Origin of the sequence: Croceibacter atlanticus HTCC2559 (genome assembly GCF_000196315.1) — a bacterium.
GTDB classification, from domain to species: domain Bacteria; phylum Bacteroidota; class Bacteroidia; order Flavobacteriales; family Flavobacteriaceae; genus Croceibacter; species Croceibacter atlanticus.
The window spans coordinates 1,840,410-1,866,452 of sequence record NC_014230.1 but is presented as its reverse complement, the minus strand read 5'-3'; the positions used below and the strand labels follow the sequence as shown (position 1 = coordinate 1,866,452).

The window sequence follows — 26,043 nt, the reverse complement described above, 5'->3', positions numbered from 1 at the left end:
AAGCGACCGGTTGCTTAAAACAATCGGTTGCTTTTTTTAATAAATTTGCAAACTAATGAGTATAGAAATCACAAGAATGACAAAAGGTTTAAACTGGGTATTATCGCTGTTAACTATTGCAGTTATAGTTAGCTGTTCTTCAGATAGCGGTTCAGATGATGGTACAACTACTGGAGGAAACAACCAAGACAACTTTAACCGTGAAACTATGCTCATAAACTGGGCAGATAATATCATTATTCCTAGTTACATTTCTTTTAAGGCAGATGCAGATGCAATGGTTACTGCAACTACAACCTTTACAACAACACCAAATCAAGCTAATCTTGAAAACTTAAGAGCTGCTTGGGAAACAGCATACCTTTCGTTTCAAAATGTATCTATGTTCGAAATTGGCAAAGCCGAAGAAGAACGCTACAGAAACAGATTAAATGTTTATCCTACAAATACAACAGAAATAGAAGACTTTATTGCTTCTGGTTCTTATGACCTATCCTTACCATCTACTATAGATGCTCAAGGTTTTCCTGCTTTAGATTATTTAATTTACGGTGCAGCCAATACAGATACAGATATTATTGCACTTTACTCTACAAATGCTAATGCAGATAATTACAAACAATACTTAAATGAGCTATCTCAAACTATAGCTACTTTAACAGATATCGTATTAGCAGATTGGCAAACTAACTTTAGAGATACGTTTGTAGCAAACACTAGCTCATCTTCAACAGGATCTGTAGATAAGCTTGCAAACGATTATATTTTATATTACGAAAAAGGTTTACGTGCAGGTAAAATTGGTATTCCTGCAGGTAATTTTTCAAATGAAACTCTACCAGAAAATGTAGAAGGTTTTTATAGAAAAGATTTATCTAAAGCTTTATTTAATGCATCTTTAACAGCTACTCAAAATTTCTTTGAAGGAAAGCATTTTAATAGTAATACAGAAGGCGAAAGCTTTAAAAGCTATTTAAATTTCTTAAACACCATAAAAAATGGTGATGATCTAAGTACACTAATTGTTAATCAATTTGAAGCTTCAAGAACACAAGGAAATTTATTAAATGATGATTTCACTCAGCAGATTGAATCAGATAATTCTGTTATGCTGTTAACTTTTGATGAATTACAACGCAATGTTATTCTTTTAAAAGTAGACATGTTGCAAGCTTTAGATATTAATGTAGACTTTGTAGATACAGATGGCGATTAATAAATGCTAAACAACATTACAACATATCTAAATAAAAATACTGAGACCGCACCATTAGCGGTCTTTCGTATTTTTTTTGGGGTAATGATGTTGGCTAGTATTATTAGATTTTGGGCTAATGGCTGGATTTATAAATTATATATTGAGCCACAGTTCTTCTTCTCCTATTTTGGATTTAGCTGGGTTAAACCTTTAGGGTCTTACACTTACCTCCTATTTGCAATTTGTGGCTTGGCTGCTTTGTTTGTGGCACTTGGCTTAAAGTACAGAATTGCCATTATAACGTTCTTCTTAAGCTTCACCTATATTGAGCTTATGGATAAAAGCACTTACTTAAACCATTACTACTTTATAAGTTGCCTAAGCTTTTTAATGATATGGCTACCAGCTAACAGGTATTTTTCTTTAGATACCAAATACAACCCCAAATTAAAACTTAATCAAGTCCCAAATTGGACAGTTGATGCGATTAAGGCACTACTATTTATAGTATACTTTTATGCAGGTTTAGCTAAATTAAATTCAGATTGGTTGGTAAAAGCTATGCCTTTAAAAATTTGGCTTCCTTCTAAATATGATTTACCACTTTTAGGAAATTTAATGCAACAGGAATGGATGCATTATGCCTTTAGCTGGAGTGGCGCGTTATATGATTTGGCAATTCCTTTCTTATTACTGTGGAGACGAACTAGATTTTTAGCATTTATATTAGTTGTTGTATTTCACGTACTTACTAGAGTACTGTTTCCTATAGGTATGTTTCCATATATTATGATAGTTAGCGCACTTATCTTTTTTGATTCGGGTGTACACCATAAAATATTAGCAGTAATTTCTAAACTTTTTAAAATAGAGACCTCTAGTCTTAATGTTGAAGAAGCTAAATCCCCTAATAAATATAAAGGAAGCTTTAACAAAGGTTTAGTGGGCGTATTCCTTGTTATTCAATTACTTTTGCCGTGGCGTTATTTAGCATATCCTGGAGAGTTGTTTTGGACAGAAGAAGGCTATCGTTTTTCTTGGCGTGTTATGCTAATGGAAAAAGCTGGCTATGCTCAGTTTAAAGTAGTTAATGCAGAAACCGGCAAACAATTTTACGTGGATAACAGTGATTTTTTGAGTCCATTACAAGAAAAACAAATGAGCACACAACCTGATTTTATTTTGGAGTATGCGCAATTTTTAGGACGTCATTTTAAATCTCAAGGCCATCAAAACATACAGGTGTTTGTAGAGAGCTATGTTGCATTAAACGGCAGAAGAAGCCAACCCTACATAAACCCAAAGGTCGATTTATTACAACAACGTGATAATTTTAATCACAAAACTTGGATTTTAGATTTTAAAGATGATATTAAAGGATTATAATATTTTGAGAGTTAAAAGCAAAAGCATCAGTTTAATAAAAAGCATCCTAAACCACACTAAAGATTTAGAGGTTAATGAACTTAAAAATTTCAAGTCATTCTCTCTAACTATTTTGTTTTCAGTTTTACTTTCTACTGTTTCATTTTCTCAATACACCTTTTCTGGCCAAGTAAATTCAGAAGACAGAAACTTACCTATTGCAGAGGCTGAAGTTTATATTACAACACTAGGCATTTCAACAACTACAGATAATGAGGGAAACTTCAGCTTTCAAAATCTGGATGAAGGCACATATAGCATAACCATATTTACCTATGAGTATGATTTATACGAAGAGACAATTCAACTTACAGATAACCTTCAGAAAACATATACCTTAAAACAATTAGGAGATCAGCTTACAGAGGTAATTATCACACAACGTAAAGAACGTATTTTTGCACTAAGACAATTAAAACCTGTTGAAGGCACAGCTATTTATGCAGGAAAAAAGTCTGAAGTTGTTATTGTAGATAATATCTCGATGAACACAGCAACCAATAATGCACGCCAATTATACTCTCAAATTGTAGGCCTTAATATTTATGAGAATAATGATGCAGGTTTACAGTTAAATATTGGTGGTAGAGGCTTAAATCCTAATAGAACTGCAAATTTTAATACGCGCCAAAATGGGTATGATATTTCTGCAGATGTTTTAGGATATCCAGAAAGTTATTACACACCACCAGCCGAAGCTTTAGAAACTATTGAAGTTGTGAGAGGTGCCGCATCTTTACAATACGGTACTCAGTTTGGTGGGCTTATTAACTTTAAACTAAAAAAACCATCTAAAAAGCCTTTCCAGTTTATTACTAGAAACACATTAGGAAGTTACAACCTGTTTACAACTTTTAATAGTGTAAGCGGCACCGTAAAAGACTTTGAGTATTACTCTTACATTAACTACAAAAAAGGAGATGACTTTAGGCCAAACTCTAATTTTGAGTCTTATAATGGTCATGCTCATTTAGGGTATCAACTTTCAGAAAAAACTAAATTAACGTTTGAAGGGTCTTATTTATATTACTTAGCGCAACAACCTGGCGGTCTTACAGATGAGCAGTTTGAAGAAGACCCTACATTTAGTAACCGTACAAGAAACTTCTTTGAAGTAGATTGGAAACTTTATAACCTTAGATTAGATCATAAATTTTCAGAAAAAACTGATTTTAGTTTAAGTTTATTTCATTTAGATGCGCATAGAAAATCTGTTGGATTTCGAGAGAATAGAGTTTCTCAAGAAGACGACCTAGATGCGCCGAGAGAATTAATTGAAGGCAATTTTAGAAATTGGGGTGCAGAAGCTAGAGTGCTTACCAATTATGAGTTATTTGGAGATGATAATGTCCTGCTTTTAGGCGGCAAGTATTACCAATCTAACAATAACGAACGCCAAGGACCTGGTACAAATGGTACAGATGCCAACTTTGAGTTTGCCACAGAAGACTATCCCAACTATGCACGCCAATCTGATTTTGAATTTCCAAATCTTAATCTAGCCTTCTTTGGAGAGAATATCTTTAATGTTACAGATAAGTTTTCTGTAACTCCTGGATTTAGATTTGAATATATAAAAACTGAAAGTCAAGGAGAATTTAAACGTATTAACTTTGATATAGCTGGCAACCCAATCTTAAATGAAGATGTGCCTGACAATCGTGATTTTGAACGCAACTTTGTACTCCTAGGTATTGGTTTTAGTTACAAACCTTATACATCTATTGAGTTATACGGTAATGTAAGTCAAAACTACAGATCTGTAACCTTTAATGATATTCGTATAACTAATCCATCTTTAACAGTAGATCCTAACATAAGCGATGAAGAAGGCTATACTATTGATTTTGGTGCAAGAGGACGTTTAGGAAAATATATTAATTATGATGTTGGCGGATTTTTCTTAAGCTATCAAGACCGTTTAGGAGTAATCTTAAGAGAAGTAAGTGATATTGAAGAAGAACGATTTAGAGGTAATATAGGTGATGCTATTACCTATGGTTTTGAAGGTTTTGCAGATTGGAACATTTGGGACACGTTTTCTGAAAACAAAGATTTTAGACTTAGTGCATTTACTAATTTATCTTTAACAGACTCAGAGTACACATCGTCTCAAGAAAATAACGTTGAGGGTAACAACGTAGAGTTTATACCCGATGTTAACTTAAAAACAGGATTAAGATTTGGATACAAAAACTTTTTAGGCAGTTTACAATATACGTATTTAAGTGAGCAATTTACAGATGCTACAAACTCACCTAGAGATTTAGAAAGCCAAAGTGGTATTGTTGGTGAAATTCCAGCGTATGACATCTTAGACTTATCTGTGTCTTATACTTATAAACGTTTTAAGTTTGAAACTGGTATTAATAACCTATTAGACAACAGCTATTTTGTAAGACGTGCAACCGGTTATCCTGGACCAGGAATAATTCCTAGCCAACCTCTTACCTATTATGGTACACTTCAAATAAAGCTATAAATTAAAATCCTGATAAACCGTAAAGCTTATCAGGATGCATTTATTAAATCTGTTAAGATTATGCTTCAGCTTGTGGTGCCCAAGACGCGCATAACATACCTGCAGATGCGTGATCTGGATGAGCACAATGTTCAGTTTCAAAACGTGCACAACTTAAACAGTTTCTATCATTTTTAAGACTTAGCTTCATATCAAAACTATCACAAGTGTGTTTTCCTGAAACCATTACTTTATGTATTGCACAAATGCCACCATCTACATAATGGTCACAGTTTATACAGTTATTTGCTAATCTAATTGCCATAATTATTATTTTTTAACTAAATTATTAATATTATCATTAAGATTCAATTTAAATAATACGATTAGGATACCTAAATGTTACTAATATTAAATGCTTGTAAATTTATGTTTTACAACGTATTTGAGGAATTTAATCGTTATCTTTGCACGCAATTAAACACGAACTCACTTCTATACTTCAGAAGCCAATTTAATTGCTATGACTGCACACGAAAACAAAATATTAGGAGAAGGATTAACTTATGATGATGTCCTTCTTGTTCCAGCCTTTTCTGAAGTACTTCCTAGAGAAGTCAGTATAAAATCTAAATTTACGCGCAACATAACTATTAATGTACCTATTGTATCTGCTGCTATGGATACTGTTACAGAAAGTAGAATGGCTATTGCCATGGCTCGTGAAGGTGGTATTGGTGTACTTCATAAAAATATGAGCATTAAAAAGCAGGCGCTTAAAGTACGTAAAGTTAAGCGTGCAGAAAGTGGTATGATCATAGATCCTGTAACACTGCCTATCACTGCTACAGTTGCAGACGCTCAAGCTAGTATGAAAGAATTTAGTATTGGCGGTATTCCTATCGTAGATGATAATGGTAAATTATTAGGAATAGTAACCAATCGTGATCTTAGGTTTGAAAAAAATTACAGTCGCTCGATAAGTGAAGTAATGACTTCAGAAAATCTTGTCACTGTATCTGAAGGTACCTCTTTAGAAGACGCTGAAGATATTTTACAACAGCACAAAATTGAAAAGTTACCCGTAGTTAGTGTTGAAGATAAATTAGTTGGCTTAATTACATTTAGAGATATTACTAAACTTTCTCAAAAGCCAATTGCTAATAAAGATGAATATGGCCGTTTGCGTGTTGCTGCAGCGATTGGCGTAACCGGAGATGCAGTTGAGCGTGCAGAAGCATTAGTAAATGCTGGTGTAGATGCTGTGATTATAGATACTGCACATGGTCACACTAAAGGTGTTGTTGCTGTATTAAAAGATGTAAAAAAGAAATTTCCAAAATTAGAAGTAGTTGTAGGTAACATTGCTACTGGAGAAGCTGCTAAATATTTAGTTGAAGCTGGTGCAGATGCTGTAAAAGTAGGTATTGGTCCAGGTTCTATATGTACAACACGTGTGGTTGCAGGCGTAGGATTTCCTCAATTTTCTGCGGTATTAGAAGTAGCTGCTGCTATTAAAGGCTCTGGCGTTCCTGTTATTGCAGATGGCGGTATAAGATATACTGGAGATATCCCTAAAGCTATTGCCGCAGGTGCAGATACTGTAATGTTAGGTAGTTTGTTGGCAGGTACAAAAGAATCTCCTGGCGAAACTATTATTTACGAAGGAAGAAAGTTTAAATCATATCGTGGTATGGGTTCTGTAGAAGCTATGAAACAAGGTTCTAAGGATCGTTACTTTCAAGATGTTGAAGATGACATCAAGAAACTTGTACCAGAAGGAATTGTAGGACGTGTACCTTATAAAGGTGAACTTTATGAAAGCATACATCAATTTATTGGTGGTTTGCGAGCTGGTATGGGTTATTGTGGTGCTAAGGATGTAGATACCTTAAAAGAGAACGGACGTTTTGTAAAAATTACGTCTTCAGGAATTAATGAGAGTCATCCTCACGATGTTACTATTACTAAAGAGTCTCCTAATTATAGTAGATAAAAAAATTTTAAAGTATTTAATATATAAAGCCCAATCATTATAGTTATGATTGGGCTTTGTATTTGTTAACTATTAACAAACTAAATTAGATACTATCTATTTAATTACAATATGGACAAGTTGCCTCATAATCTGCAATGATATCACATAAAAGGTTATACTCTGTTGTATTACCAGTACACTGCGCTAATTGTGCTGTTTGACAAAATTGTGCGATTTGACCTTCTGTTGGTCCATTGTATTCAAGATTACCGCAATCTGTTCCACTGCCACCACCATTACCATCATCATCACTTGTATCAGAGCTAATAAACTCATCTGGTTCTATAACGATATTTTCACCTTCTAAGTTAAAATCCATAGACACATCCTGACTATTACCGCTTTCATCTGTAAATGAAAAATTAAGTGCGCCACTTACTTTTTCTAAAGGATAATCTTGGCGCACACCATCTATTACTTGCTCACGACCATTAGAAACTCGCTCATTAACCACCATAGATATATTCTGAATACTAACAACTACTTCATTTGAAGAACCATTACCAAAATAAGCATCTTGTCCATTAATTACAGCGCCTCTGTAAAAGCTCACTTGATTCTCAAAACGCATTGCAAATGAAAAGAAATAAGGATTTGTTACAATTTGGCCTACCGCTACACCATTAGAATTAAAATCTGTATCAAAGGTGAAATTAAAAACATCTATACCTACACCATTGTTTAACCCAAATCGAAAAGTGCTTGAGTCCCCAAAATGTACAATTTCATTGATATCACAATTTGATTCATCTTGTTCATCATAATATGCACCACCTTTTAACGCGTAGGCTTGATCGTTTACTGTTATAGTAACATCTTGCGTTCCTAAGAAGTTATCTGCAGGATTCTCATCATCGGAACAAGAAATTGCTAAAACTGCTAAGACTACATAAAGTGTAATTCTAAATACTGATTTCATAATTTTAGGTTTTAAACAAAACTAGCTGCTTAAATACAGTTATGTAATACCCATTTTTGGTTATTTTTTTAGTTAAAATAAGTCCATAAAAAAACCCGTTCAAATTGAACGGGTTTTTAAATTTATTTATCTCTTTTAATTCTGTCCTTGCGGTTGCTGTTGTTTAATAGTAACTCCCATACGTTTCATTACAGCTTCTGTAACATCAAATTTTGGATCGGCATAGCCTAATGCTCCAGAACCTATGTTTAAAACCTGAGAATAGTTTTGTGCTTTAGCTTCAGCATCTAAAGCTTTACCTATACGTTGGTACAAAGGCGCTAAAAGTTGATCTCTTCTTAAACTTAACAATTGAGAACCATTTTTTCTAAACTGCATTATATCATTCTCTACGTTAGCAATTTCTTGGCTTTTAGTTTGCTTCATAGCATCAGACATCGTTGCTTGAGCAGCATCAAAAGCTTTGTACTTAGTTTCATAGTCTGTCATCTTAGTTTGCAGTTGTGCAGATAATGATGCCTCGTAATTTGCAAGACTGTCATTAACTTTTTTAAGCTCATCTGTCATGTTGGTTAAGATAAAATCTACATCTACTGTTCCAACTTTAGATTGTGCCATACTTACAGTAGTTGTAACTATAAAAAAGGCTGCTAATAAAATATTCTTCATCATATATTTAAATTTTTACAAATGTAATAAAGCTATAAGAACTAACACATTAGTCTTAATCTTTTACAGCGTGTACTACACCTCTATGTGGTTTTAATGCATCTCTAACAGTTTTCATTTCTGTTTCTAAAACTATTACATATGCTATACTATGCATTTCTGAAAGGCTTTCAACACCTATGCCAAAATGTTCTTTAGACTCAATTTGAAAATATTCTTTGAGGTGAATCTCATGATGTTTAGCTATGGGCTCTGCATCTGGACCTCTAAAATCCCAAATTAGTTTTAGTTGTCTATTTTTTTGCATTTTTCTGAGCTTCTGCCTGTTCCATCATTTCCTGCATTTTCTTAGAAAATCTGTTTTGTTTTTTAGGCTTCTTCTTGTTTGCTTCTATCTTAGCGTGAATCTTATCTTCATCTATAATTACATTCTTAATAACTAACATAATACCAATTGTAATAAGGTTAGAGATAAAGTAATATAATGATAAACCACTCGCGTAGTTATTAAAGAAGAACAACATTAATAATGGCGACAAGTACATGATAAACTTCATGTTAGGCATTCCTGGCTGAGAGTTTTGCTGCATAGTTTGCCCAGTAGTCATCGTCATATAAAAGAAGATAGCGACAGATGCTAATATTGGGAACAAACTCACGTGGTCGCCATAAAATGGAATGCTAAAAGGTAACTCTGCAATAGTATCATAACTTGACAAATCATCTGCCCAAAGGAAACTTTTCTGCCTTAGTTGAAATGCACTTGGGAAAAACTGAAACAATGCATAGAATACAGGCAATTGCATAAGTGCCGGTAAACAACCACTCATTGGGCTTGCGCCTGCCTTACTATACAGCTTCATTGTTTCTTGCTGCTTTTTCATTGGGTTGTCCTTATACTTTTCATTAAGCTCATTTATTTCTGGCTTAAGAACTTTCATCTTAGCTTGAGACAAGTAAGATTTATAAGTAACTGGAGACAGCACTATTCTTACAACAATTGTCATAATTATAATTGCCACACCATAAGATACAACTCCAAAACTTGTAATAAATGCAAAGAATGGTATAAATACATAACGGTTTATCCATCCAAAAATTCCCCAACCTAATGGAATAACCTCATCAAGGTTCCTATCATAATCATTTAAGATTTTATAATCTGAAGGACCGTAGTACCAATTCATATTATAATCTATTTCACCACCTTTAGTTTCTAATGGAAACTGTGCTGTAAATTCCTTTGTGTAAACTGTATCTATATCTTCATCTTCAACCAAATTTTTAGACGTAAACTTACCTGTTTTAAAAGGCGTATCCGTAAGTAAGATTGAAGTAAAGAAGTGTTGTTTAAATGCTACATAAGTAACATCTTCCTCTTCATCATCTGTAAAATCTTGCTGTCCTAAGTAATCATCTTTACCATCTTCATACTCATATATAGCCTCTGTATATCTGTTTTCATATGAAATACTCTTAGCGTGCCTATAACCTTTTAATTTCCAGTTAAGCACAGCAGCTTCAGATGTATTTAATACATTTTCTAAGCCTTTAGAGTTTATAGAAAAATCTAACATATACTCACCTGGCTTAAGCTCATAACGGTATTCTAGATACTCAGAATTTGAAACCTTAAGCTTCATACTTAAAACTTGGTTGTCACCACTTTTAGATAAAGTAGGCTCAAATGCTAAGTTTTCAGTATTTAAAGTGCGGTTGTCAGACGTTTTAAAATTAATATTGAAAGATGCGTTGTTATCTTTTATAAGATGAACAGGAATAGAGTCGTAGGTTTTAAAATTCTTCATTTTAGCCTCAACTATTTGACCTCCTTTGTTTGCAACCTTTAAAAACAAAACGTCATTTTCAAATGTTGTTACTGTGCCATTATCATATTGGTTTGAATAACCGAATGATCCTAATTGTGCATTAGCCCTAGCTTGTTTTATAGAGTCTGTTTCTGTAGTGGCTACCTGAGTAGAGTCAACAGTAGTTGGTGTAGCAACTTCATTAGTCTCGTTTGCTTTTTCAACTTGCTCTGTAGTTGCTTTTTCTTGAAGTTCTTCTTCGGTTGGTGCATTTCTATAAAGCATCCAAATAAGAATACCACCAATTAATATAAAACCGATTAATGAGTTAAGGTCAAATTTTTTATTTTCCATGTATTTATCTTCTGTGGAATTGGACGTTTCAAAAACACGCCCATTTATTAATGATGTGCCAACTTGGCACGAGTTCTTATGTTATCTGTTTTGAGAATATTGTTTACAAGCTTCAACAAAGCCAACAAATAATGGATGCGGATTTGCTACTGTACTTTTATATTCTGGATGGTATTGCACACCTATAAACCAAGGATGGTCTTTAAGCTCAATTGTTTCAACTAAACCTGTATCTGGATTTATACCTGTACTAATTAAACCTGCAGCTTCTAATTGCTCCTTATATTTATTATTGTATTCATAACGATGTCTGTGACGCTCGTGTATGGTTTGAGAGTTGTAAATCTCATGGATTTTAGAACCATCTTTTAATTTACATTCCCAAGAACCTAATCGCATTGTGCCACCCATTTGGGTAATGTTCTTTTGATCTTCCATTATTGCGATAACAGGGTTTTTAGTACTGTCATCCATCTCGATAGAATTAGCATCTGAAAGGTTAAGTACATTTCTTGCATACTCTATAACAGCCATTTGCATACCTAAACAAATACCAAAAAATGGTAAGTTATTTTCTCTTGCAAATTTTACAGCATCTACCTTTCCTTCTATACCACGTTCTCCAAAACCAGGTGCAACTAAGATACCATCTAAATGAGATATTTTGTCTTTTATAGTAGCATCATCAATAAATTCTGAGTGTATGCTTTCTATATTCACTTTTACCTCATTCTCTGCTCCAGCATGAATAAATGCTTCTAAAATAGATTTATAAGAATCTTGCAGCTCAACATACTTACCTACCAAACCAACAGTTACTTCACAAGTCGGATTTTTATGTCGTTTTAAAAAGGCATTCCAATGTGTAAGATCTGGTTGGGTGTCCTTAGAAAGTTTTAATTTATCTAAAGTAATAACATCTAAACCTTCTTCTAACATAAGGTTAGGAACATCATATATTGTAGAAGCATCAATAGATTGTATAACGGCTTCACGCTTTACATTACAAAATAATGCTAGTTTATCACGAAGGTCATCAGACAATTCATGCTCTGTTCTACAAACAAGAATATCGGCTTTTATACCGCTTTCCATTAATGTTTTTACGCTATGTTGTGTCGGTTTTGTCTTTAACTCTCCAGCTGCAGATAAGTAAGGGATTAATGTTAAGTGAATAACTAATGCATTATCATCTCCTAGTTCCCACTTTAATTGCCTTACACTTTCTATGTATGGTAAAGACTCAATATCTCCAACAGTACCTCCAATCTCAGTAATCACAATATCATAATCACCGTGCTTACCTAGCATTTGTATACGTTCCTTAATTTCATTGGTTATATGAGGAACTACTTGCACAGTCTTACCTAAAAACTCTCCACGACGCTCTTTTTCTATAACACTTTGATAAATGCGACCAGTAGTAACGTTATTTTCCTGAGACGTATTTACATTTAGAAATCGCTCATAATGACCTAGATCTAAATCTGTTTCTGCACCATCTTCTGTAACATAACATTCGCCATGTTCATAAGGGTTTAGTGTTCCTGGATCTACATTTATGTAGGGATCTAATTTTTGTATGGTTGTTTTGTAGCCTCTTGCTTGAAGTAACTTAGCAAGTGATGCGGCTATAATGCCTTTTCCTAATGAAGAGGAAACGCCTCCCGTAACGAAAATATACTTGGTTTGTTGCGCCATTGTTTTGTCTTTACGGGATGCAAAGGTAATAAAAGTTAAGCGTGTATTAGTAAGAGATAGGATTAAACTGAATAAAATAGTTATTGTAATAATTAATATTACAACCTTCTAATTATTAATAAAATACCACAATAAATTAAAACCTATCTCTAATAGTTCTAATCATAGGTTCTAGACCATTTACTTTAATCTCGAAAATTTGCTCTAATTGATTGCCTAGTTTTCCTTTTGGAAATCCTTTTTGCTTGTACCAAACAATATAATGTTCTGGTAAATCGATTAAAAATCTACCTTTAAATTTTCCGTAGGGCATTTTAGCTTTAGCAAGCTCAATAAGTTTAGATTGATCTGGAAGTAAACTCAATAGATTATAGTGTTTTTAGGTAAGCAATAACGGCTTTTCTAATATCTCCAGCCAAACTTTCTGCATTTGGAGTAACTACATTAATCACTCCTGGCTCACCCGTTTTTAGCATAGGAACATCAAAACCTTTTAATAAATAATCTGATGTTGCTATCCAATAGGACTCTTCTGCATTTATAGGCTTTCCTTTTACAAGCCAATTACCAGTTTCTGCATCCTGTGTAATGTTATAACGTTGCAAGTATGCTCCTGTTCCAGCACTTTGTTTTCCGTAATCTAACACATCGTTTAACAAGCTTCCTTTAATATTTACTTTTAATAAATTACCTCCAAATGTTAATACTCTAAAAATATCAAAACTACTTATATCGCCTTCTAATTCATCATCTATCCTAAAAGAACCGCCATTTACAAATACAGCATCTACTTCATTATTGTAAGCAAAACTCATTGCTTTAGTCACTATCTTCCCTAAGTTGGTCTGTTTGCTTCTACCCGAAGCGTCTGTACCGTCTAAAACTTCTTTTGCAGTATAAATAACCTCGTAAGGATTGTCTATAACTTTTTTTATTTCAGCATCTTGAATAGCCGTCCATTTATCTACTATCGACTGCACATAAGGGTCTTTAGGAATAGCTTTGGCAATTGGTATTAATGTAGATTTTACACTAACCTCTTTTGTGTTTGTATTGTAAGCAAACTCATGTAAGAATGCAGACTTTGCATTGGCATCTGCTTTTGTAATTCTGGTAGAGCCTACAGTAACGTCAATTGCATCATGTTCATGACCACCAATAATTAGTGGTAACTGTGGTAACTGTTTTGCTAACTCTTTATCTTCTGCTAAACTTAAATGCGTAAAACCTATAACAACATCTGTTGTGTCTTTAATACTATTATAAGCAAAGGTAGCATCCGTTAAGTAATTACCGTAATCTACCCAATCCTGTGGATTAGAATCTATGGTAACACTTACAAAACCTAAAGACATTGCAATACTATCTTTATTATAAATTCTTATAGATTTAGTTTGTGGTATACCATATTTAATGCCGTAGTGTTCTTTGAAAAAAGGTAAGATAATATCGCCACCGTTATATTGAACATTAGCAGACACCCAATTAAACATAGATTCATTTAATCTGGATTGAAATTCTTTTGGTTTCAAATCAAACTCATGATTACCAAATGTTGCCAGGTCAAATTTCATAGCATTCATCACCTCAATCATCTGCTTACCCTTAATACGCTCTCCTTCATATTTTAAGGTTCCCAACAACGATGGATTTAAAAAATCTCCTGCCATTGTTAAGAATGTATTTGGGTTTTCTTTCTTTAATGAATCCCTAAGTGTAGCAACTCGTGCCATACCACCTATTGTACCATTCTCCAATGCTGCAATTTCATAAACATCATTTACGGCTAGAATATTGAAGCGTATTAAGTCTTCTTCAACCACATTTTTGATAGGTGCTTTTGGTAATGAAGAGGTTGTACCACAAGACCACATAATCATGCTTAAAATACAAATGCAGAAAACCTTTATGGTATATGATTTTAAAAATCTGATTGAACGTGTCATAAATGCGATTGCTTAATAGTAAAACCTATTTTTAATGATACTTGGTAAATATTTTAGTGGCTTCATTATAGGAAGATTCAAAGCTCATCATCTTAACATTGGTCTCAGCTTTAACTTGCGTCATGTATGACAATACTTTTTCTGTAGGCATATTTCCTGTAAGGTCATCTTTAGCCATAGGGCAACCGCCAAAGCCTTGTATTGCACCATCAAAACGCACACAACCGGCTTGATATGCGGCGTGTATTTTTTCGTGCCATGTGGTTGGTGTGGTATGCAAATGTGCTCCAAACTCTATGTCTGGATATTTAGGAATAAGGTTTGAGAACAAATAATCTATAGTCTCAGGATCTGAGGTTCCTACAGTATCTGATAATGACAATATCTTAGCACCCATTGCAGATAATTTTTCTGTCCACTCTCCTACAATTTCAACATTCCAAGGATCTCCATAAGGATTACCAAAGCCCATAGATATATAAGTGACCACTTCTTTATTTGAAGCATCTGCAATATTTAAAATCTCTTGAAGTGTTTCAACAGATTGTTGAATGGTTTTATGCGTATTACGCATCTGAAAATTTTCAGAAATAGAAAATGGATACCCTAAATATTGAATTTCAGGATGATTAGATGCATCTTGAGCGCCTCTAGTATTAGCAACTATTGCTAATAATTTACTCTTTGTTGAAGAGAGATCTAACTTAGATAATACTTCAGCAGTATCAACCATTTGTGGTATGGCTTTAGGAGATACAAAGCTCCCAAAATCTATAGTATCAAAACCGCAACGCAACAAGGCTTGAAGGTATTGTACTTTTTTCTCTGTTGGAATAAAATCTTTGATACCTTGCATAGCATCGCGAGGGCATTCAATGATTTTTACAGCGTTGGACATACTTACATTTTGAAGTTATTCAAAGATAATCAAATTGGATGCTTAAATAAATATGAAGATGGCTATTCCTACAAATACTATAATTTGAAGCCACTTTAACACCACGCCTATTGTATTACTTTGTCTTAAATATTTTGATATTTTTCCTGCTAGTATAGCTATACTTGAAAACACTAAGAACGAGACTAACATAAAGGTTCCTCCTAATATAAAGAATTGCAGTGTTGTATTGCCATCTGGGTTCCAAATAAACGCTGGAAAAAATGCTAAAAAGAACAGCATTACCTTGGGGTTGAGTAAATTCATTACAACGCCAATTTTAAATAATTCGATGTATGATTTTTTCTCTTGTGTACCATCTATAGCAATTGATGCATCACTTTTATAAATTTTAAACGCCAGGTATAATAAATAAGCTGCACCAATTAGTTTTATAATAAAAAAGAGTTGTGGTGATGCTGTAATAAGCGCAGACACTCCAAATGCTAGTAATGCAGTGTGTACTATACAACCAGAAATTAATCCAGCTACCGTAGCAATTCCTGCCTTGCTCCCATTGCTTATACTTTGGGTTAATACATATATATTGTCTGGACCTGGAGAAAATGCCAACACAATAGTTGCCAAAGAAAATGAGATAAGTGCTTCTAACATTTAAGCTTGTAACAAAAGTTCTGTATTAATATCTTTAATTAGCTGTGGCCCTTCATAGATAAATCCTGTATAAAGTTGTACTAAAGATGCTCCTGCTTCAATCTTCTCAAGCGCGTCTTGGGCAGAGTGTATGCCTCCAACTCCTATAATCGGAAAAGCCTTATTACTTCTTTCAGAAAGAAATCTTATAACTTCAGTGGAGCGTTTTGTGAGTGGTTTTCCACTTAAACCACCAATCTCTTCTTTATTTACAGATGTTAAACCTTCTCTTGAAATTGTGGTGTTTGTTGCAATAACGCCATCAATTTTTGTAGTTGCTACTATATCTATTATGTCTAATAGTTGGTCTTCAGTAAGATCTGGTGCTATTTTTAATAGAATTGGCTTACGTTTCTCCTTTTGGGCATTTAAGTCTTGTAATGTTGCCAACAACTTAGTAAGTGGTTCTTTGTCTTGTAATTCTCTCAAACCTGGTGTATTCGGTGAGCTAACATTAACAACAAAGTAGTCTACAACATTAAACAATGCATTAAAGCATAAAATATAGTCGTTAACAGCTTCATCATTTGGGGTTACTTTATTTTTCCCAATATTACCACCAATAAGTACATTCTTATTTTTTTGTAATCTAACAACAGCTTCTGCTACACCACCATTGTTAAACCCCATTCGGTTAATAATGGCCTGATCTTCTTTTAATCTAAATAATCGTTTTTTAGGGTTTCCTGGTTGTGGCTTAGGTGTAACCGTACCTATTTCTATAAAGCCAAAACCAAAATGAGATAATTCTTTATAAAGCTTGGCATCCTTATCAAATCCTGCAGCTAAGCCTACTGGATTTTTAAATTTAAGACCAAATACCTCACGCTCTAATCGCGTATCATTAACTTGATACAGTTTTTTAATAATATTCTTAGAACCTGGAACTTTAAATAAACGTCTTACACTTGAAAATGTAAAATGATGAATTTCTTCAGGATCAGATTTAAAAAGGATTGGCCTTAGGATAGACTTGTACATAGCTGAAATTAGGTGCTTCAAAAATAACTGATTTAATTAGGTGCTACAAATAGGCTTCAAAAAGAAATTTTAAAGTTATACACTACTTATCCTAGCTTGTTTTTAGGACCGCATTTCTATACTTTTGAAGTAAAACAAAAAAAGCAATGATGCCCATAGATAAAGAAAAGTTAATTAAACGCTTTGTAAGTTATGTAACTATAGATACTGAGAGCGATCCAGAAAGCAACACCACACCAAGTACAGAAAAACAATGGGTCTTAGCTCATAAACTTGTTGAAGAGCTTAAAGAAATGGGTATGTCTAATGTTACAATTGATGATAATGCCTATATCATGGCTACCTTACCGAGCAATGTAGATTATGATGTTCCTGCTATTGGTTTTATTTCTCATTTTGATACAACTCCAGACTTTACAGGTAAAGATGTTAAGCCTCAAATTATTGAAAATTATGATGGTAAAGACATTATCTTAAATGCTGAAGAAGATATTGTATTGTCTCCAGCATATTTTGAAGATTTACTGCAATACAAAGGTCAAACCATTATAACAACAGATGGCACTACACTCTTAGGTGCAGATGACAAAGCCGGAATTACAGAAATAATGGAAGCTATGAAATACCTCTTAGCTCACCCAGAAATTGAACACGGTGATATAAAAGTAGGGTTTACGCCAGATGAAGAAATAGGAAGAGGTGCACATAAATTTGATGTCGAGAAATTTGGAGCAGAATGGGCTTACACAATGGATGGCAGCCAGATAGGTGAACTTGAATATGAAAATTTTAATGCTGCTGGCGCAGTAGTAACTATTAAAGGAAAAATTGTTCATCCTGGTTATGCCAAAGGGAAAATGGTAAACTCAATGTATATAGCACAAGACTATATAAACTCACTACCAAGATTAGAAACTCCTGAGCACACCTCAGACAGAGAAGGTTTTTTCCACTTATATCAAATGAATGGTAAAGTTGAAGAAACAAAACTTCAATATATTATAAGAGATCACGATAAAGAACATTTTGAAGCTCGAAAAGCTATTATGCAACAAGTTGCTAATGATCTTAATGAACAATTAGAACAAATTGCCATTACTGTTGATGTTAAGGATCAATATTTTAATATGAGAGAACATATAGAACCTGTTATGCATATTGTAGATATTGCTAAAGAAGCCATGGAAACGCTAGGCATACAACCGCTTATTAAACCAATTCGTGGTGGTACAGATGGTTCTCAATTAAGTTTTATGGGATTACCTTGCCCTAATATTTTTGCTGGTGGACATAATTTTCACGGACGCTATGAATATGTACCTGTTGAGAGTATGATGAAAGCTGTACAAGTTATTGTTACTGTTGCAGAACTAACTGCTAAACGATATATTTAAATACTCACTATGGACTCTAAGAAAGATAAGATTGATGCGTTTTTCAAAAAAGACTCTCCATTTAAATCACAGCTACAACAGCTAAGAACGCTACTAAACGACACAGAGTTTACTGAAACTCTTAAATGGGGAATTCCTACTTATACTATAAATGGTAAAAATGTAGCAGGCATTGGAGCCTTTAAAAACCATTATGGTATTTGGTTTTTTCAAGGTGCATTTTTAAAAGATGAAAAAGGATTGTTGAGAAACGCCCAAGAAGGAAAAACTAAAGGGATGCGACAACTAAACTTCACAAAAGATGATGTGTTGCCATTAGAAGATATAAAGTCTTATGTTTTAGAAGCTATACAAAACCAAAAAGATGGGAAGGAAATTAAAATTGCAAAAGCTCCTAAAGCTAAAGATATTGTCTTGCCAGAAGAATTGTTAGCTGCGTTTAAAAGCGATAAAGATTTTCAAACTGCGTTTAAAGCTTTAACACCTGGAAGACAGAAAGAATATGCACAACATATAGCAAGTGCAAAACAAGAAAAAACTAGGGTTAATAGATTAGAAAAAGCTAAACCACTTATCTTAGATGGCAAAGGCTTACACGATAAATACAAGAACTGCTAATTTTAAATTTTAGACTACAAAAAAAGCCTTCTATTAAAGAAGGCTTTTTCATTTAATTGTTAGAAACTTACAGTCCTAGCATATTTTCTTTAAGGTCATCATCTGCTGGTTTTTTTCCTAACCATATTCCAAATAATGCTTTTTTAAATTCCATACCTTTAATAGTACCTAATTCCTTACCATCTTTAAAAGCTACAACTCCAACTCCTGGCTGGTAAGTAATGTCAAATACATTGTTTTTCACAATCTCCTCAGAGAAAAATCCAGTGAATTTTTTAATGTCTGCTGCAATAGCACTTGTATTACCATTAGTTGAAGCATCAAAACCATCATTTACAGCACTTATCATTTTATCACTAGTAATAAGTTTAGATGTAATGTGTAGTTTTATTGCCATTGGTCTATCTGCATTAATAATGTTGCTAGCATTAGATGCTTTTTCTGTAAGGTAAAGACCTCCAGAATAAAGATCAAACCACATTTTTTCTCGTATTCCTGCACCATTAAGTTGCAGACTAGCATCTCCTACTTTCATTGTATTAGGAAGTGTAACATCTCCTACTTTGGTTTGAGCTTGGCTTGGTGCAATCATTAAGAAAGCAATCAGGGTAAAAAGTAAAATTCTCATATTTCTAGTTTTTGTTTATAGCGGTTAAATTAATAAATTTTTATTATGTACGCATAATTTATGCGAAATTCTGTTTTAATCTGTAAATAGATGCATTCAATTCAAAACCTAAAAGGATAATGTTTGAATTAATCCAAATGTATACCATTAGTATTAATAGTGTTCCTATAGATCCATAGAGTTCATTATAATTGCTGAAATTTTCAATATAAATTCCAAATAAATATGTGGTTAACATAATTAGCAATGTTGTAAATAAAGCTCCTGCAGACCAAAAAGAAGTATGTTTTCCTTCTCTTGTTCCTGTATAATACAGTAATGCTGTAATTACATATACAATTATTACAAATACACCATATCTTGCAATTTGCAACCAGAAAACATCATCATTAAAAATACCCATACTGGTTAAGCCATCTATAATATACGATATGTAAACTGTTGCTATAACTGTAGTTAGCAACAACAATGCCAATATTATTGAAACACCTACTGCAACCATATACTGTCTTATTATAGATCTATTTATCGAAGTGTGAAATGAATACTCAAAACCCGTAAATACAGCATTTACACCGTTTGCCATTAAAAATATAGATAGCACGAATGTAAAAGACAGTAAACCACCACGTTGGTTGCTTGCTATATCTGCAAAAATACCATTAAAGAACTCGGTTGTTGTTGGAGGCAAAAGAGCATCCATAAATGTGAGAAACTCTAACTGAAAATCATCAATAAAAGTTATAAAGGGTATAAGGTTAAGCATAAAAAGCAAGAACGGAAATACAGCCATAAAGAAACTAAAGGCTATTGCACTTGCTCTTGTTGAAAAAGTTCCCTTTATAATTCCTACAGAATACATTTCCCATAGGTCGTATAAAGACAGACCTTGCATACCTGGTAAGATGATTTTCTTCCCTGAAGCTACAAACCAGCTAACTATAGGGATTTTTTTTAACTCATCTTCTACAGGTTTACTCATTTAAACGGCTTTAAGACTAAGGTCCAAATTATAAACAGAATGTGTAAGTGCGCCACTTGAAATAAAGTCTACACCACATTCGGCGTACTTTCTTGCTGTATCTAGAGTAATGCCACCACTGCTTTCTGTTAAGCACTTATCTCCTATTAACCTTACAGCGGTTTTTGTGTCTTCGTAATTAAAGTTATCTATTAATATCCTGTAGACACCATCAGATTTTAATATGGTTTTTATTTCATCTAAATCTCGAGCTTCAACAATAATTTTAAGATCTAAGTTGTTTTCTTTTAAGTATGATTTTGTTTTATCTATGGCTTTAGTTATTCCGCCTGCAAAATCTATATGATTATCTTTTAACATTACCATATCATAAAGTGCAAACCTATGGTTGGTACCACCACCTATTTTTACTGCCCATTTTTCAAGAGCTCTAATTCCTGGTGTTGTTTTACGAGTATCTAGAATTTGAGTTTTTGTACCTTCTAATAACTTTACAAACGTATTTGTTTTGGTTGCAATAGCACTCATACGCTGCATTGCATTTAGCACAAGACGTTCTGCTTTTAAAATAGATTGTGATGCGCCTTCTACATAAAAGGCAATGTCACCATAATTAACAGGATCTCCATCCTTTATAAGCTGCTCTATTTTAATTTGAGGATCTACATACGAAAATACTTGTTTTGCAAACTCGATTCCTGCAATAATGCCGTCGTCTTTTACAAGTAATTTTGCCTTTCCTTGTGCCTCTGAAGGTATGCAAGCCAAAGAACTGTGGTCTCCATTTCCTACATCTTCACGAATTGCATTTTTTATAATTTGGTCTATCTCGAACTGAAATTGTTCTTCTGAAATCATTTCTCTGGTTTTAATGGCAAATTATACTTTTTATAAGTTAATTTGAAATTATGAAATTGAAAGTTTTACTTTTATTATCTATTGTTTTCTTTTCCCTTCAATTAAGAACTCAAAACACCAATCCTAATGATACTTTCTATCTAGATGTTTATAAACAGGAGATAGATAAGACAAGGTATTCTGAGTTAAAGCTTACAGGTATGTTTAAAAATATATCATTTAACATCGAAGGTGATACTCACTATAAAATTACTGATAAATATAGCTTTGGAAAAATTTCAAGAGAAAATACCAATTACTTAATTAATTGTTTTTAAAATGAACATACAATTATATGCCATTGGCAAAACAGACCAAAAATTAATTGAAGAGCTCACAGATATATATACTAAACGATTAGGCCACTATATAAATTTTGACTTTACAATTATCCCAGATATAAAGAATACTAAAAACCTTTCTGTAGAACAACAGAAGAACGAGGAAGGCAAACTAATTATGAAACAGTTAGAAACTTCAGATTTTGTTATTCTTCTTGATGAAAATGGTAAAGAGTTTAATTCTGTTAACTTCTCTGCTTATCTTCAAAAACGAATGAACACAGGTTTAAAACGTCTTGTTTTTATAATTGGTGGTCCTTATGGATTTTCCACGGAGGTTTATAGCAGAGCAAATAGTAAACTTTCACTTTCAAAAATGACATTTTCACATCAAATGATTCGTGTGTTTTTTATTGAACAGTTATACCGTGCATTTACAATTTTAAGGAATGAGCCTTATCACCATCAATAGTAAATTACCTATAGCTACTTAATGTAAACTGTCTTTTTATTTACAAACTCTTTTATACCATCTTCAGACAACTCCCTACCATAACCTGAAATTTTTGTTCCACCAAATGGTAATCGCGGATCACTTTTTACCAGCTCATTTACAAATACAGCACCATCTTCAAACAACGGAATTAGTTTTTCAATTTTAGAATCGTTTTCAGTAAATATCGAAACTCCTAATCCAAAATCTGATTGATTTACTAATTCAACTGCCTCTTCATCTGTATTAAATATAGTTACAGATAAAACAGGTCCAAATGTTTCTTCTTTAAAAATTGACATTTCTGGTGTTACATTAGTAACTATAGTTGGCTCAAAGTAAGCATTGGTTCGCTTTCCTCCTATTAAAATTTTAGCGCCTTCTTTAACCGAAGCTTTTAATTGCTCTTCCAATTCTTCAGCTAAATCTTCTCTGGCCATTGTTCCTATATAGGTATCTTCCTCTAAAGGATTCCCGCTTTTTAAAGCAATTACTTCTTTTTTCAATTTATCAAGAAACTCTTCTTCAATAGATTTATGTAATAACAATCGTTTTCCTGCTATACAACTTTGCCCTGTATTTTGAAATCTTGCTTGTACACATGTTGCTACAGTATTATCTATTTCTGCATCTTTAAAAACAACCAGTGCATTACTACCACCAAGTTCAAGTACAGACTTTTTAATTTCTTCGCCTGCCACACTTGCAACCATACTACCAGCAGGTTTACTACCTGTTAAGGTAACCGCTTTAATATGTTTGTGCCTAATAATAGCTTCAACCTTGCTTGAATTTATTGGTAAATTCTGAAAACAATGCTTTGGGAAGCCAGCATTTATAAACACAGCTTCTATATGTTCTGCACAGCCCATAACATTACTTGCATGCTTTAAAACGCCAACATTTCCAGCCATTAATGCAGGTACAATGAACCTAAATACTTGCCAGAAAGGATAATTCCATGGCATAACCGCCAAGACAACACCAATAGGTTCGTAGTTTACATAGCTTTTTGCAGCATCTGTCTTAATTATCTTAGAAGTTAAATGTTGCTCTGCAGTATCTGCATAGTATTCACATAACCAAGCACATTTATCAATTTCTGCTTTAGCTTGAGCAATGGGCTTACCCATTTCAAGGGTCATTGTTTTAGCGTATTTATCTTTATGTTCTCTTAATCCTTTAGCTACAGAACGCATTAAGTTAGAACGCTCACTAAATGAGGTTTTCTTCCAAGAAAAAAAAGCTTCGTGTGCTTTAGTTATTGAAGCACTTACTTGAGATGGCGTAAACTGCGGAAATGTTTGTATGGTTTCTCCTGTATAAGGATTTATAGATTTCATAAACTGTTTTTTATAAAATTACAAAATGCTTATGGCTCTCCTACAGCTATTAGTAGTAGTTTAACGCAAAGTGTTTATAACACGTTAAAAACTAAAGTGACTACTTACAAGATAGTATTTAAAGTATCGTTAAATTTAATAGAAAATGATCTTATTATGAATGATAGAGACAGAGAAATTAAAGCACTGCGTCCTAAAATTGTAACTGCAACAGTTACTGCAAGCACAAGTTCTGGAGAGAAATTTCAAAACGAAACCATTAGGCCTATACTTAAATTACAGAATGATTTATTAATTGAAGTTTTTAGAAATTATATAAGAAAACACAAAAACCTGTTTTACAAGTTAAATGCAGAAAAGCGGTTTGCATATATAGAAAATGCAATTCAGAAAGATATAAAATTTAGGAATAGCCTGAAAGGAATTCTAATAGGACAGTTTACTAAATTAGAATATTTAACCTATATAAATGATTCATCTGCTCTTAACAAACGTATGATGAATCTTACAACAGAACGCTTACAGTCTCAAATACAGCTGTTTGAAACACTAGAAGTTGCCTAATTATTTTAATTTTTTTTAACACATAGTCCTTTGATTAACATTATCTTTGCCCATGTTAAACAAAAACAACCGCAATGAAGAAAATTTTATTAATTGGATTATTATTACTTACAGGCACAATAGTGGCTCAAGAGGCAGACTACAATAAATGGTCTATCGAGTTACAAGGTGGTGCTAGTAAAGCAACAAGACCTTTCACTCCTGGATACGTAGCAGATGAGGCTACTTTTTTCCAAGGTTCTGTAGGTGCACGATATATGTTCAACAATAAATTTGGTGTAAAGCTAGATTTTGGTTACAACAATATCGAAAACGACAATGATAGTAACTTAGAATTTAAGAACAACTATTACAGAGGTTCTATTCAAGGTGTAGCTAATTTAGGTACTATTTTAGACTTTAACACATTTACAGATTGGTTTACAATCTTAGGACATGGTGGTTTCGGATATTCTTCTGCTAAAGCTGATGATATTAACTTTGGTGCAGATGAAGACGATGCTATGTTTCACGCAATTCTTGGTGTAACACCTCAATTTAAATTAAGCGAGCGTGTAACTTTCACTACAGACCTTTCTATTATTGGTCACGTAGGACAAGATGTTACTTGGGATGGACAATCTTCTGTAAGATCTATTGCTGGCGATAATGCTGCAAGAGGTTTTAACAGTATGCTTGTAAATGTATCTGCTGGTATCTCTATTAACTTAGGAAGTGCTTCTACTCACGCAGACTGGTATTACGAAGCTGATGCTTTAGAAGAAGAAATGGATTCTCTTAGAATGCGTATTGCTAAAATAGAGAATGATATGATAGATGACGATAAAGATGGTGTGCCAAACTACTTAGACCAAGACAACAGAACTGAGTCTGGTGTAGCTGTTAATACTCGTGGTCAAGCTATCGACTTAAACAAAAATGGTATTCCAGATGAAATGGAATCTGCTTTAGATGCTAGATACTTAAAAACTGGATCTGAAACTACAGTTAATGGTGATGACGTAATTGCTGAATTAATTGACAAAGGTTACGTAAACGTATACTTTAAGTTTAACAGCGAAGAGCCTTCTGTTTACTCTCTTGAAGCTATTAACTACTTAGTAAAGTATATGAATGCTAATACAGACGCTAACGCTACTTTAGTAGGTTATGCTGATGAAATTGGTAACGAAGCTTACAACCAAAAATTATCTGAGCAACGTGCACAGAAAATTAATGACATCTTAGTTGCTTCTGGAGTATCTGCAAGCAGACTAACTGTTAAAGGTGGTGGCGAAGACAACTCTGTGGACAAGTCTTCTAAATACGCAAGACAATTAATGAGACGTGTGACTTTCAAATTGAACTAATCACACCTACTCTTTTATAAATATTAAAAAGGCTTCAGTTAATTCTGAAGCCTTTTTTTTATACCCTATATTTTAGTCTTTAAGACTACCATATTAGCTAATAGTATTCTATCGCTTCAGGTTGTTTCTGAAGCATAAGAAGTATCTATCCATAAGTATTAACTCATCTTGTCAAGGCTATATTTATAAGAGTACAATTCAACAGGTTTAGCTATACCCTTATAATTGAGAGCTACTTAATTTTAAGCATTCTTAGAACTAGTTTTTAAGATATTGTCACTCAGTCTTATTATGAAATAAAACTATAGAGTCTGCAGAACATCTTTATTGAGACCTTAACCTTGTATCTTTTTTAAGCTTGTTTAGCTTGTCATAGATAACAAACTCACCTTATAACTAAAAA

The 26,043-nt window shown here is 33.3% G+C and carries 25 protein-coding genes; 10 read left to right on the top strand and 15 right to left on the bottom strand.

Annotated features, from left to right (window positions below):
- Positions 1-55 precede the first annotated feature (55 nt).
- Genes CA2559_RS08425 through CA2559_RS08415 form a run of 3 tightly spaced genes read left to right on the top strand, consistent with a single transcriptional unit; the run spans position 56 to position 5,105 of the window.
- Positions 56-1,216, top strand: coding sequence for an imelysin family protein (locus CA2559_RS08425; protein ID WP_238524703.1), 1,161 nt, complete (start codon positions 56-58; stop codon positions 1,214-1,216).
- Positions 1,217-1,219: 3 nt separating this feature from the next.
- Positions 1,220-2,584: an HTTM domain-containing protein gene (locus tag CA2559_RS08420; protein WP_013187447.1), complete on the top strand. Its 1,365-nt coding sequence runs from the start codon at positions 1,220-1,222 to the stop codon at positions 2,582-2,584.
- On the top strand, positions 2,565-5,105 hold the full coding sequence (locus CA2559_RS08415; RefSeq protein WP_013187446.1) for a TonB-dependent receptor domain-containing protein: 2,541 nt from the start codon (positions 2,565-2,567) through the stop codon (positions 5,103-5,105). Before CA2559_RS08420 ends, CA2559_RS08415 begins: the two co-directional genes overlap by 20 nt.
- A 58-nt stretch (positions 5,106-5,163) precedes the next feature.
- Here CA2559_RS08415 and CA2559_RS08410 read toward each other — a convergent pair whose 3' ends face one another.
- Positions 5,164-5,409: a hypothetical protein gene (locus tag CA2559_RS08410; protein ID WP_013187445.1), complete on the bottom strand. Its 246-nt coding sequence runs from the start codon at positions 5,407-5,409 to the stop codon at positions 5,164-5,166.
- Positions 5,410-5,607: 198 nt separating this feature from the next.
- On the opposite strand from CA2559_RS08410, the gene guaB reads away from it, so the two are divergent.
- Positions 5,608-7,080, top strand: a complete 1,473-nt coding sequence (guaB, locus tag CA2559_RS08405) for an IMP dehydrogenase (RefSeq protein ID WP_013187444.1) — start codon at positions 5,608-5,610, stop codon at positions 7,078-7,080.
- A 100-nt stretch (positions 7,081-7,180) separates the two neighbouring features.
- Here guaB and CA2559_RS08400 read toward each other — a convergent pair whose 3' ends face one another.
- From CA2559_RS08400 to CA2559_RS08355, 10 genes are all read right to left on the bottom strand, one after another.
- Positions 7,181-8,041 (bottom strand): hypothetical protein, encoded by an 861-nt coding sequence (locus CA2559_RS08400; RefSeq protein WP_013187443.1) that lies wholly within the window; start codon positions 8,039-8,041, stop codon positions 7,181-7,183.
- 135 nt (positions 8,042-8,176) lie between these two features.
- Positions 8,177-8,713, bottom strand: a complete 537-nt coding sequence (locus tag CA2559_RS08395) for an OmpH family outer membrane protein (protein ID WP_083798869.1) — start codon at positions 8,711-8,713, stop codon at positions 8,177-8,179.
- Between the two features lie 52 nt (positions 8,714-8,765).
- Positions 8,766-9,017, bottom strand: a complete 252-nt coding sequence (locus CA2559_RS08390; protein ID WP_013187441.1) for a hypothetical protein — start codon at positions 9,015-9,017, stop codon at positions 8,766-8,768.
- Entirely contained in the window at positions 9,004-10,872 is a 1,869-nt protein-coding gene (gene yidC, locus CA2559_RS08385; RefSeq protein WP_013187440.1) for a membrane protein insertase YidC, read from the bottom strand. The genes CA2559_RS08390 and yidC overlap by 14 nt, the downstream gene beginning before the upstream one ends.
- 81 nt (positions 10,873-10,953) lie before the next feature.
- Entirely contained in the window at positions 10,954-12,573 is a 1,620-nt protein-coding gene (locus CA2559_RS08380; RefSeq protein WP_013187439.1) for a CTP synthase, read from the bottom strand.
- A gap of 136 nt (positions 12,574-12,709) precedes the next feature.
- Positions 12,710-12,937 carry a DUF3820 family protein gene (locus CA2559_RS08375; protein WP_013187438.1) on the bottom strand — a complete coding sequence of 76 codons (228 nt, stop codon included), beginning with the start codon at positions 12,935-12,937 and terminating at the stop codon, positions 12,710-12,712.
- Between the two features lie 4 nt (positions 12,938-12,941).
- Positions 12,942-14,519, bottom strand: coding sequence for a bifunctional metallophosphatase/5'-nucleotidase (locus CA2559_RS08370; protein WP_148232796.1), 1,578 nt, complete (start codon positions 14,517-14,519; stop codon positions 12,942-12,944).
- Between the two features lie 31 nt (positions 14,520-14,550).
- On the bottom strand, positions 14,551-15,417 hold the full coding sequence (locus tag CA2559_RS08365) for a hydroxymethylglutaryl-CoA lyase (protein WP_013187436.1): 867 nt from the start codon (positions 15,415-15,417) through the stop codon (positions 14,551-14,553).
- 42 nt (positions 15,418-15,459) lie between these two features.
- Positions 15,460-16,071: a LysE family translocator gene (locus tag CA2559_RS08360; protein ID WP_013187435.1), complete on the bottom strand. Its 612-nt coding sequence runs from the start codon at positions 16,069-16,071 to the stop codon at positions 15,460-15,462.
- On the bottom strand, positions 16,072-17,091 hold the full coding sequence (locus CA2559_RS08355; protein WP_013187434.1) for a quinone-dependent dihydroorotate dehydrogenase: 1,020 nt from the start codon (positions 17,089-17,091) through the stop codon (positions 16,072-16,074).
- Between the two features lie 146 nt (positions 17,092-17,237).
- Between CA2559_RS08355 and pepT the strand changes: the two genes are divergently transcribed.
- The gene (gene pepT / locus CA2559_RS08350; protein WP_013187433.1) at positions 17,238-18,485 is read left to right on the top strand and encodes a peptidase T; all 1,248 of its coding nucleotides are present in this window, start codon (positions 17,238-17,240) and stop codon (positions 18,483-18,485) included.
- Between the two features lie 9 nt (positions 18,486-18,494).
- Positions 18,495-19,103 (top strand): YdeI/OmpD-associated family protein, encoded by a 609-nt coding sequence (locus CA2559_RS08345; RefSeq protein ID WP_013187432.1) that lies wholly within the window; start codon positions 18,495-18,497, stop codon positions 19,101-19,103.
- A 67-nt stretch (positions 19,104-19,170) separates the two neighbouring features.
- Here the strand turns inward: CA2559_RS08345 and CA2559_RS08340 are convergent, their stop codons facing one another.
- The 3 genes from CA2559_RS08340 to nadC are packed head-to-tail and all read right to left on the bottom strand — an operon-like array spanning position 19,171 to position 21,571.
- A complete protein-coding gene (locus tag CA2559_RS08340; RefSeq protein WP_041240968.1) occupies positions 19,171-19,731 on the bottom strand; it encodes a chalcone isomerase family protein in 561 nt (186 codons plus the stop codon).
- A gap of 58 nt (positions 19,732-19,789) precedes the next feature.
- Positions 19,790-20,713 carry a YihY/virulence factor BrkB family protein gene (locus CA2559_RS08335; protein ID WP_013187430.1) on the bottom strand — a complete coding sequence of 308 codons (924 nt, stop codon included), beginning with the start codon at positions 20,711-20,713 and terminating at the stop codon, positions 19,790-19,792.
- Positions 20,714-21,571 (bottom strand): carboxylating nicotinate-nucleotide diphosphorylase, encoded by an 858-nt coding sequence (nadC, locus tag CA2559_RS08330; RefSeq protein ID WP_013187429.1) that lies wholly within the window; start codon positions 21,569-21,571, stop codon positions 20,714-20,716.
- A 50-nt stretch (positions 21,572-21,621) separates the two neighbouring features.
- Between nadC and CA2559_RS08325 the strand changes: the two genes are divergently transcribed.
- Positions 21,622-21,888 (top strand): hypothetical protein, encoded by a 267-nt coding sequence (locus CA2559_RS08325; protein WP_013187428.1) that lies wholly within the window; start codon positions 21,622-21,624, stop codon positions 21,886-21,888.
- Between the two features lies 1 nt (position 21,889).
- On the top strand, positions 21,890-22,363 hold the full coding sequence (gene rlmH / locus CA2559_RS08320; protein WP_013187427.1) for a 23S rRNA (pseudouridine(1915)-N(3))-methyltransferase RlmH: 474 nt from the start codon (positions 21,890-21,892) through the stop codon (positions 22,361-22,363).
- Between the two features lie 14 nt (positions 22,364-22,377).
- On the opposite strand, the gene CA2559_RS08315 is transcribed toward rlmH, so the two are convergent.
- Positions 22,378-23,727 carry an NAD-dependent succinate-semialdehyde dehydrogenase gene (locus tag CA2559_RS08315; protein ID WP_013187426.1) on the bottom strand — a complete coding sequence of 450 codons (1,350 nt, stop codon included), beginning with the start codon at positions 23,725-23,727 and terminating at the stop codon, positions 22,378-22,380.
- Between the two features lie 156 nt (positions 23,728-23,883).
- On the opposite strand from CA2559_RS08315, the gene CA2559_RS08310 reads away from it, so the two are divergent.
- Together CA2559_RS08310 and CA2559_RS08305 are read left to right on the top strand one after the other, a co-directional pair.
- The gene (locus CA2559_RS08310; RefSeq protein WP_041241164.1) at positions 23,884-24,291 is read left to right on the top strand and encodes a hypothetical protein; all 408 of its coding nucleotides are present in this window, start codon (positions 23,884-23,886) and stop codon (positions 24,289-24,291) included.
- A 74-nt stretch (positions 24,292-24,365) separates the two neighbouring features.
- Positions 24,366-25,640: an OmpA family protein gene (locus tag CA2559_RS08305; protein ID WP_013187424.1), complete on the top strand. Its 1,275-nt coding sequence runs from the start codon at positions 24,366-24,368 to the stop codon at positions 25,638-25,640.
- The last annotated feature ends 403 nt before the right edge of the window (positions 25,641-26,043 follow it).

Excerpts from the sequence above, each read along its gene's own strand:
- CA2559_RS08425 (WP_238524703.1), top strand. The coding sequence starts at position 56 with ATGAGTATAGAAATCACAAGAATGACAAAAGGTTTAAACTGGGTATTA.
- CA2559_RS08420 (WP_013187447.1), top strand. The coding sequence starts at position 1,220 with ATGCTAAACAACATTACAACATATCTAAATAAAAATACTGAGACCGCA.
- CA2559_RS08415 (WP_013187446.1), top strand. The coding sequence starts at position 2,565 with ATGATATTAAAGGATTATAATATTTTGAGAGTTAAAAGCAAAAGCATC.
- CA2559_RS08410 (WP_013187445.1), bottom strand. The coding sequence starts at position 5,409 with ATGGCAATTAGATTAGCAAATAACTGTATAAACTGTGACCATTATGTA.
- guaB (WP_013187444.1), top strand. The coding sequence starts at position 5,608 with ATGACTGCACACGAAAACAAAATATTAGGAGAAGGATTAACTTATGAT.
- CA2559_RS08400 (WP_013187443.1), bottom strand. The coding sequence starts at position 8,041 with ATGAAATCAGTATTTAGAATTACACTTTATGTAGTCTTAGCAGTTTTA.
- CA2559_RS08395 (WP_083798869.1), bottom strand. The coding sequence starts at position 8,713 with ATGATGAAGAATATTTTATTAGCAGCCTTTTTTATAGTTACAACTACT.
- CA2559_RS08390 (WP_013187441.1), bottom strand. The coding sequence starts at position 9,017 with ATGCAAAAAAATAGACAACTAAAACTAATTTGGGATTTTAGAGGTCCA.
- yidC (WP_013187440.1), bottom strand. The coding sequence starts at position 10,872 with ATGGAAAATAAAAAATTTGACCTTAACTCATTAATCGGTTTTATATTA.
- CA2559_RS08380 (WP_013187439.1), bottom strand. The coding sequence starts at position 12,573 with ATGGCGCAACAAACCAAGTATATTTTCGTTACGGGAGGCGTTTCCTCT.
- CA2559_RS08370 (WP_148232796.1), bottom strand. The coding sequence starts at position 14,519 with ATGACACGTTCAATCAGATTTTTAAAATCATATACCATAAAGGTTTTC.
- CA2559_RS08365 (WP_013187436.1), bottom strand. The coding sequence starts at position 15,417 with ATGTCCAACGCTGTAAAAATCATTGAATGCCCTCGCGATGCTATGCAA.
- CA2559_RS08360 (WP_013187435.1), bottom strand. The coding sequence starts at position 16,071 with ATGTTAGAAGCACTTATCTCATTTTCTTTGGCAACTATTGTGTTGGCA.
- CA2559_RS08355 (WP_013187434.1), bottom strand. The coding sequence starts at position 17,091 with ATGTACAAGTCTATCCTAAGGCCAATCCTTTTTAAATCTGATCCTGAA.
- pepT (WP_013187433.1), top strand. The coding sequence starts at position 17,238 with ATGATGCCCATAGATAAAGAAAAGTTAATTAAACGCTTTGTAAGTTAT.
- CA2559_RS08345 (WP_013187432.1), top strand. The coding sequence starts at position 18,495 with ATGGACTCTAAGAAAGATAAGATTGATGCGTTTTTCAAAAAAGACTCT.
- CA2559_RS08340 (WP_041240968.1), bottom strand. The coding sequence starts at position 19,731 with ATGAGAATTTTACTTTTTACCCTGATTGCTTTCTTAATGATTGCACCA.
- CA2559_RS08335 (WP_013187430.1), bottom strand. The coding sequence starts at position 20,713 with ATGAGTAAACCTGTAGAAGATGAGTTAAAAAAAATCCCTATAGTTAGC.
- nadC (WP_013187429.1), bottom strand. The coding sequence starts at position 21,571 with ATGATTTCAGAAGAACAATTTCAGTTCGAGATAGACCAAATTATAAAA.
- CA2559_RS08325 (WP_013187428.1), top strand. The coding sequence starts at position 21,622 with ATGAAATTGAAAGTTTTACTTTTATTATCTATTGTTTTCTTTTCCCTT.
- rlmH (WP_013187427.1), top strand. The coding sequence starts at position 21,890 with ATGAACATACAATTATATGCCATTGGCAAAACAGACCAAAAATTAATT.
- CA2559_RS08315 (WP_013187426.1), bottom strand. The coding sequence starts at position 23,727 with ATGAAATCTATAAATCCTTATACAGGAGAAACCATACAAACATTTCCG.
- CA2559_RS08310 (WP_041241164.1), top strand. The coding sequence starts at position 23,884 with ATGAATGATAGAGACAGAGAAATTAAAGCACTGCGTCCTAAAATTGTA.
- CA2559_RS08305 (WP_013187424.1), top strand. The coding sequence starts at position 24,366 with ATGAAGAAAATTTTATTAATTGGATTATTATTACTTACAGGCACAATA.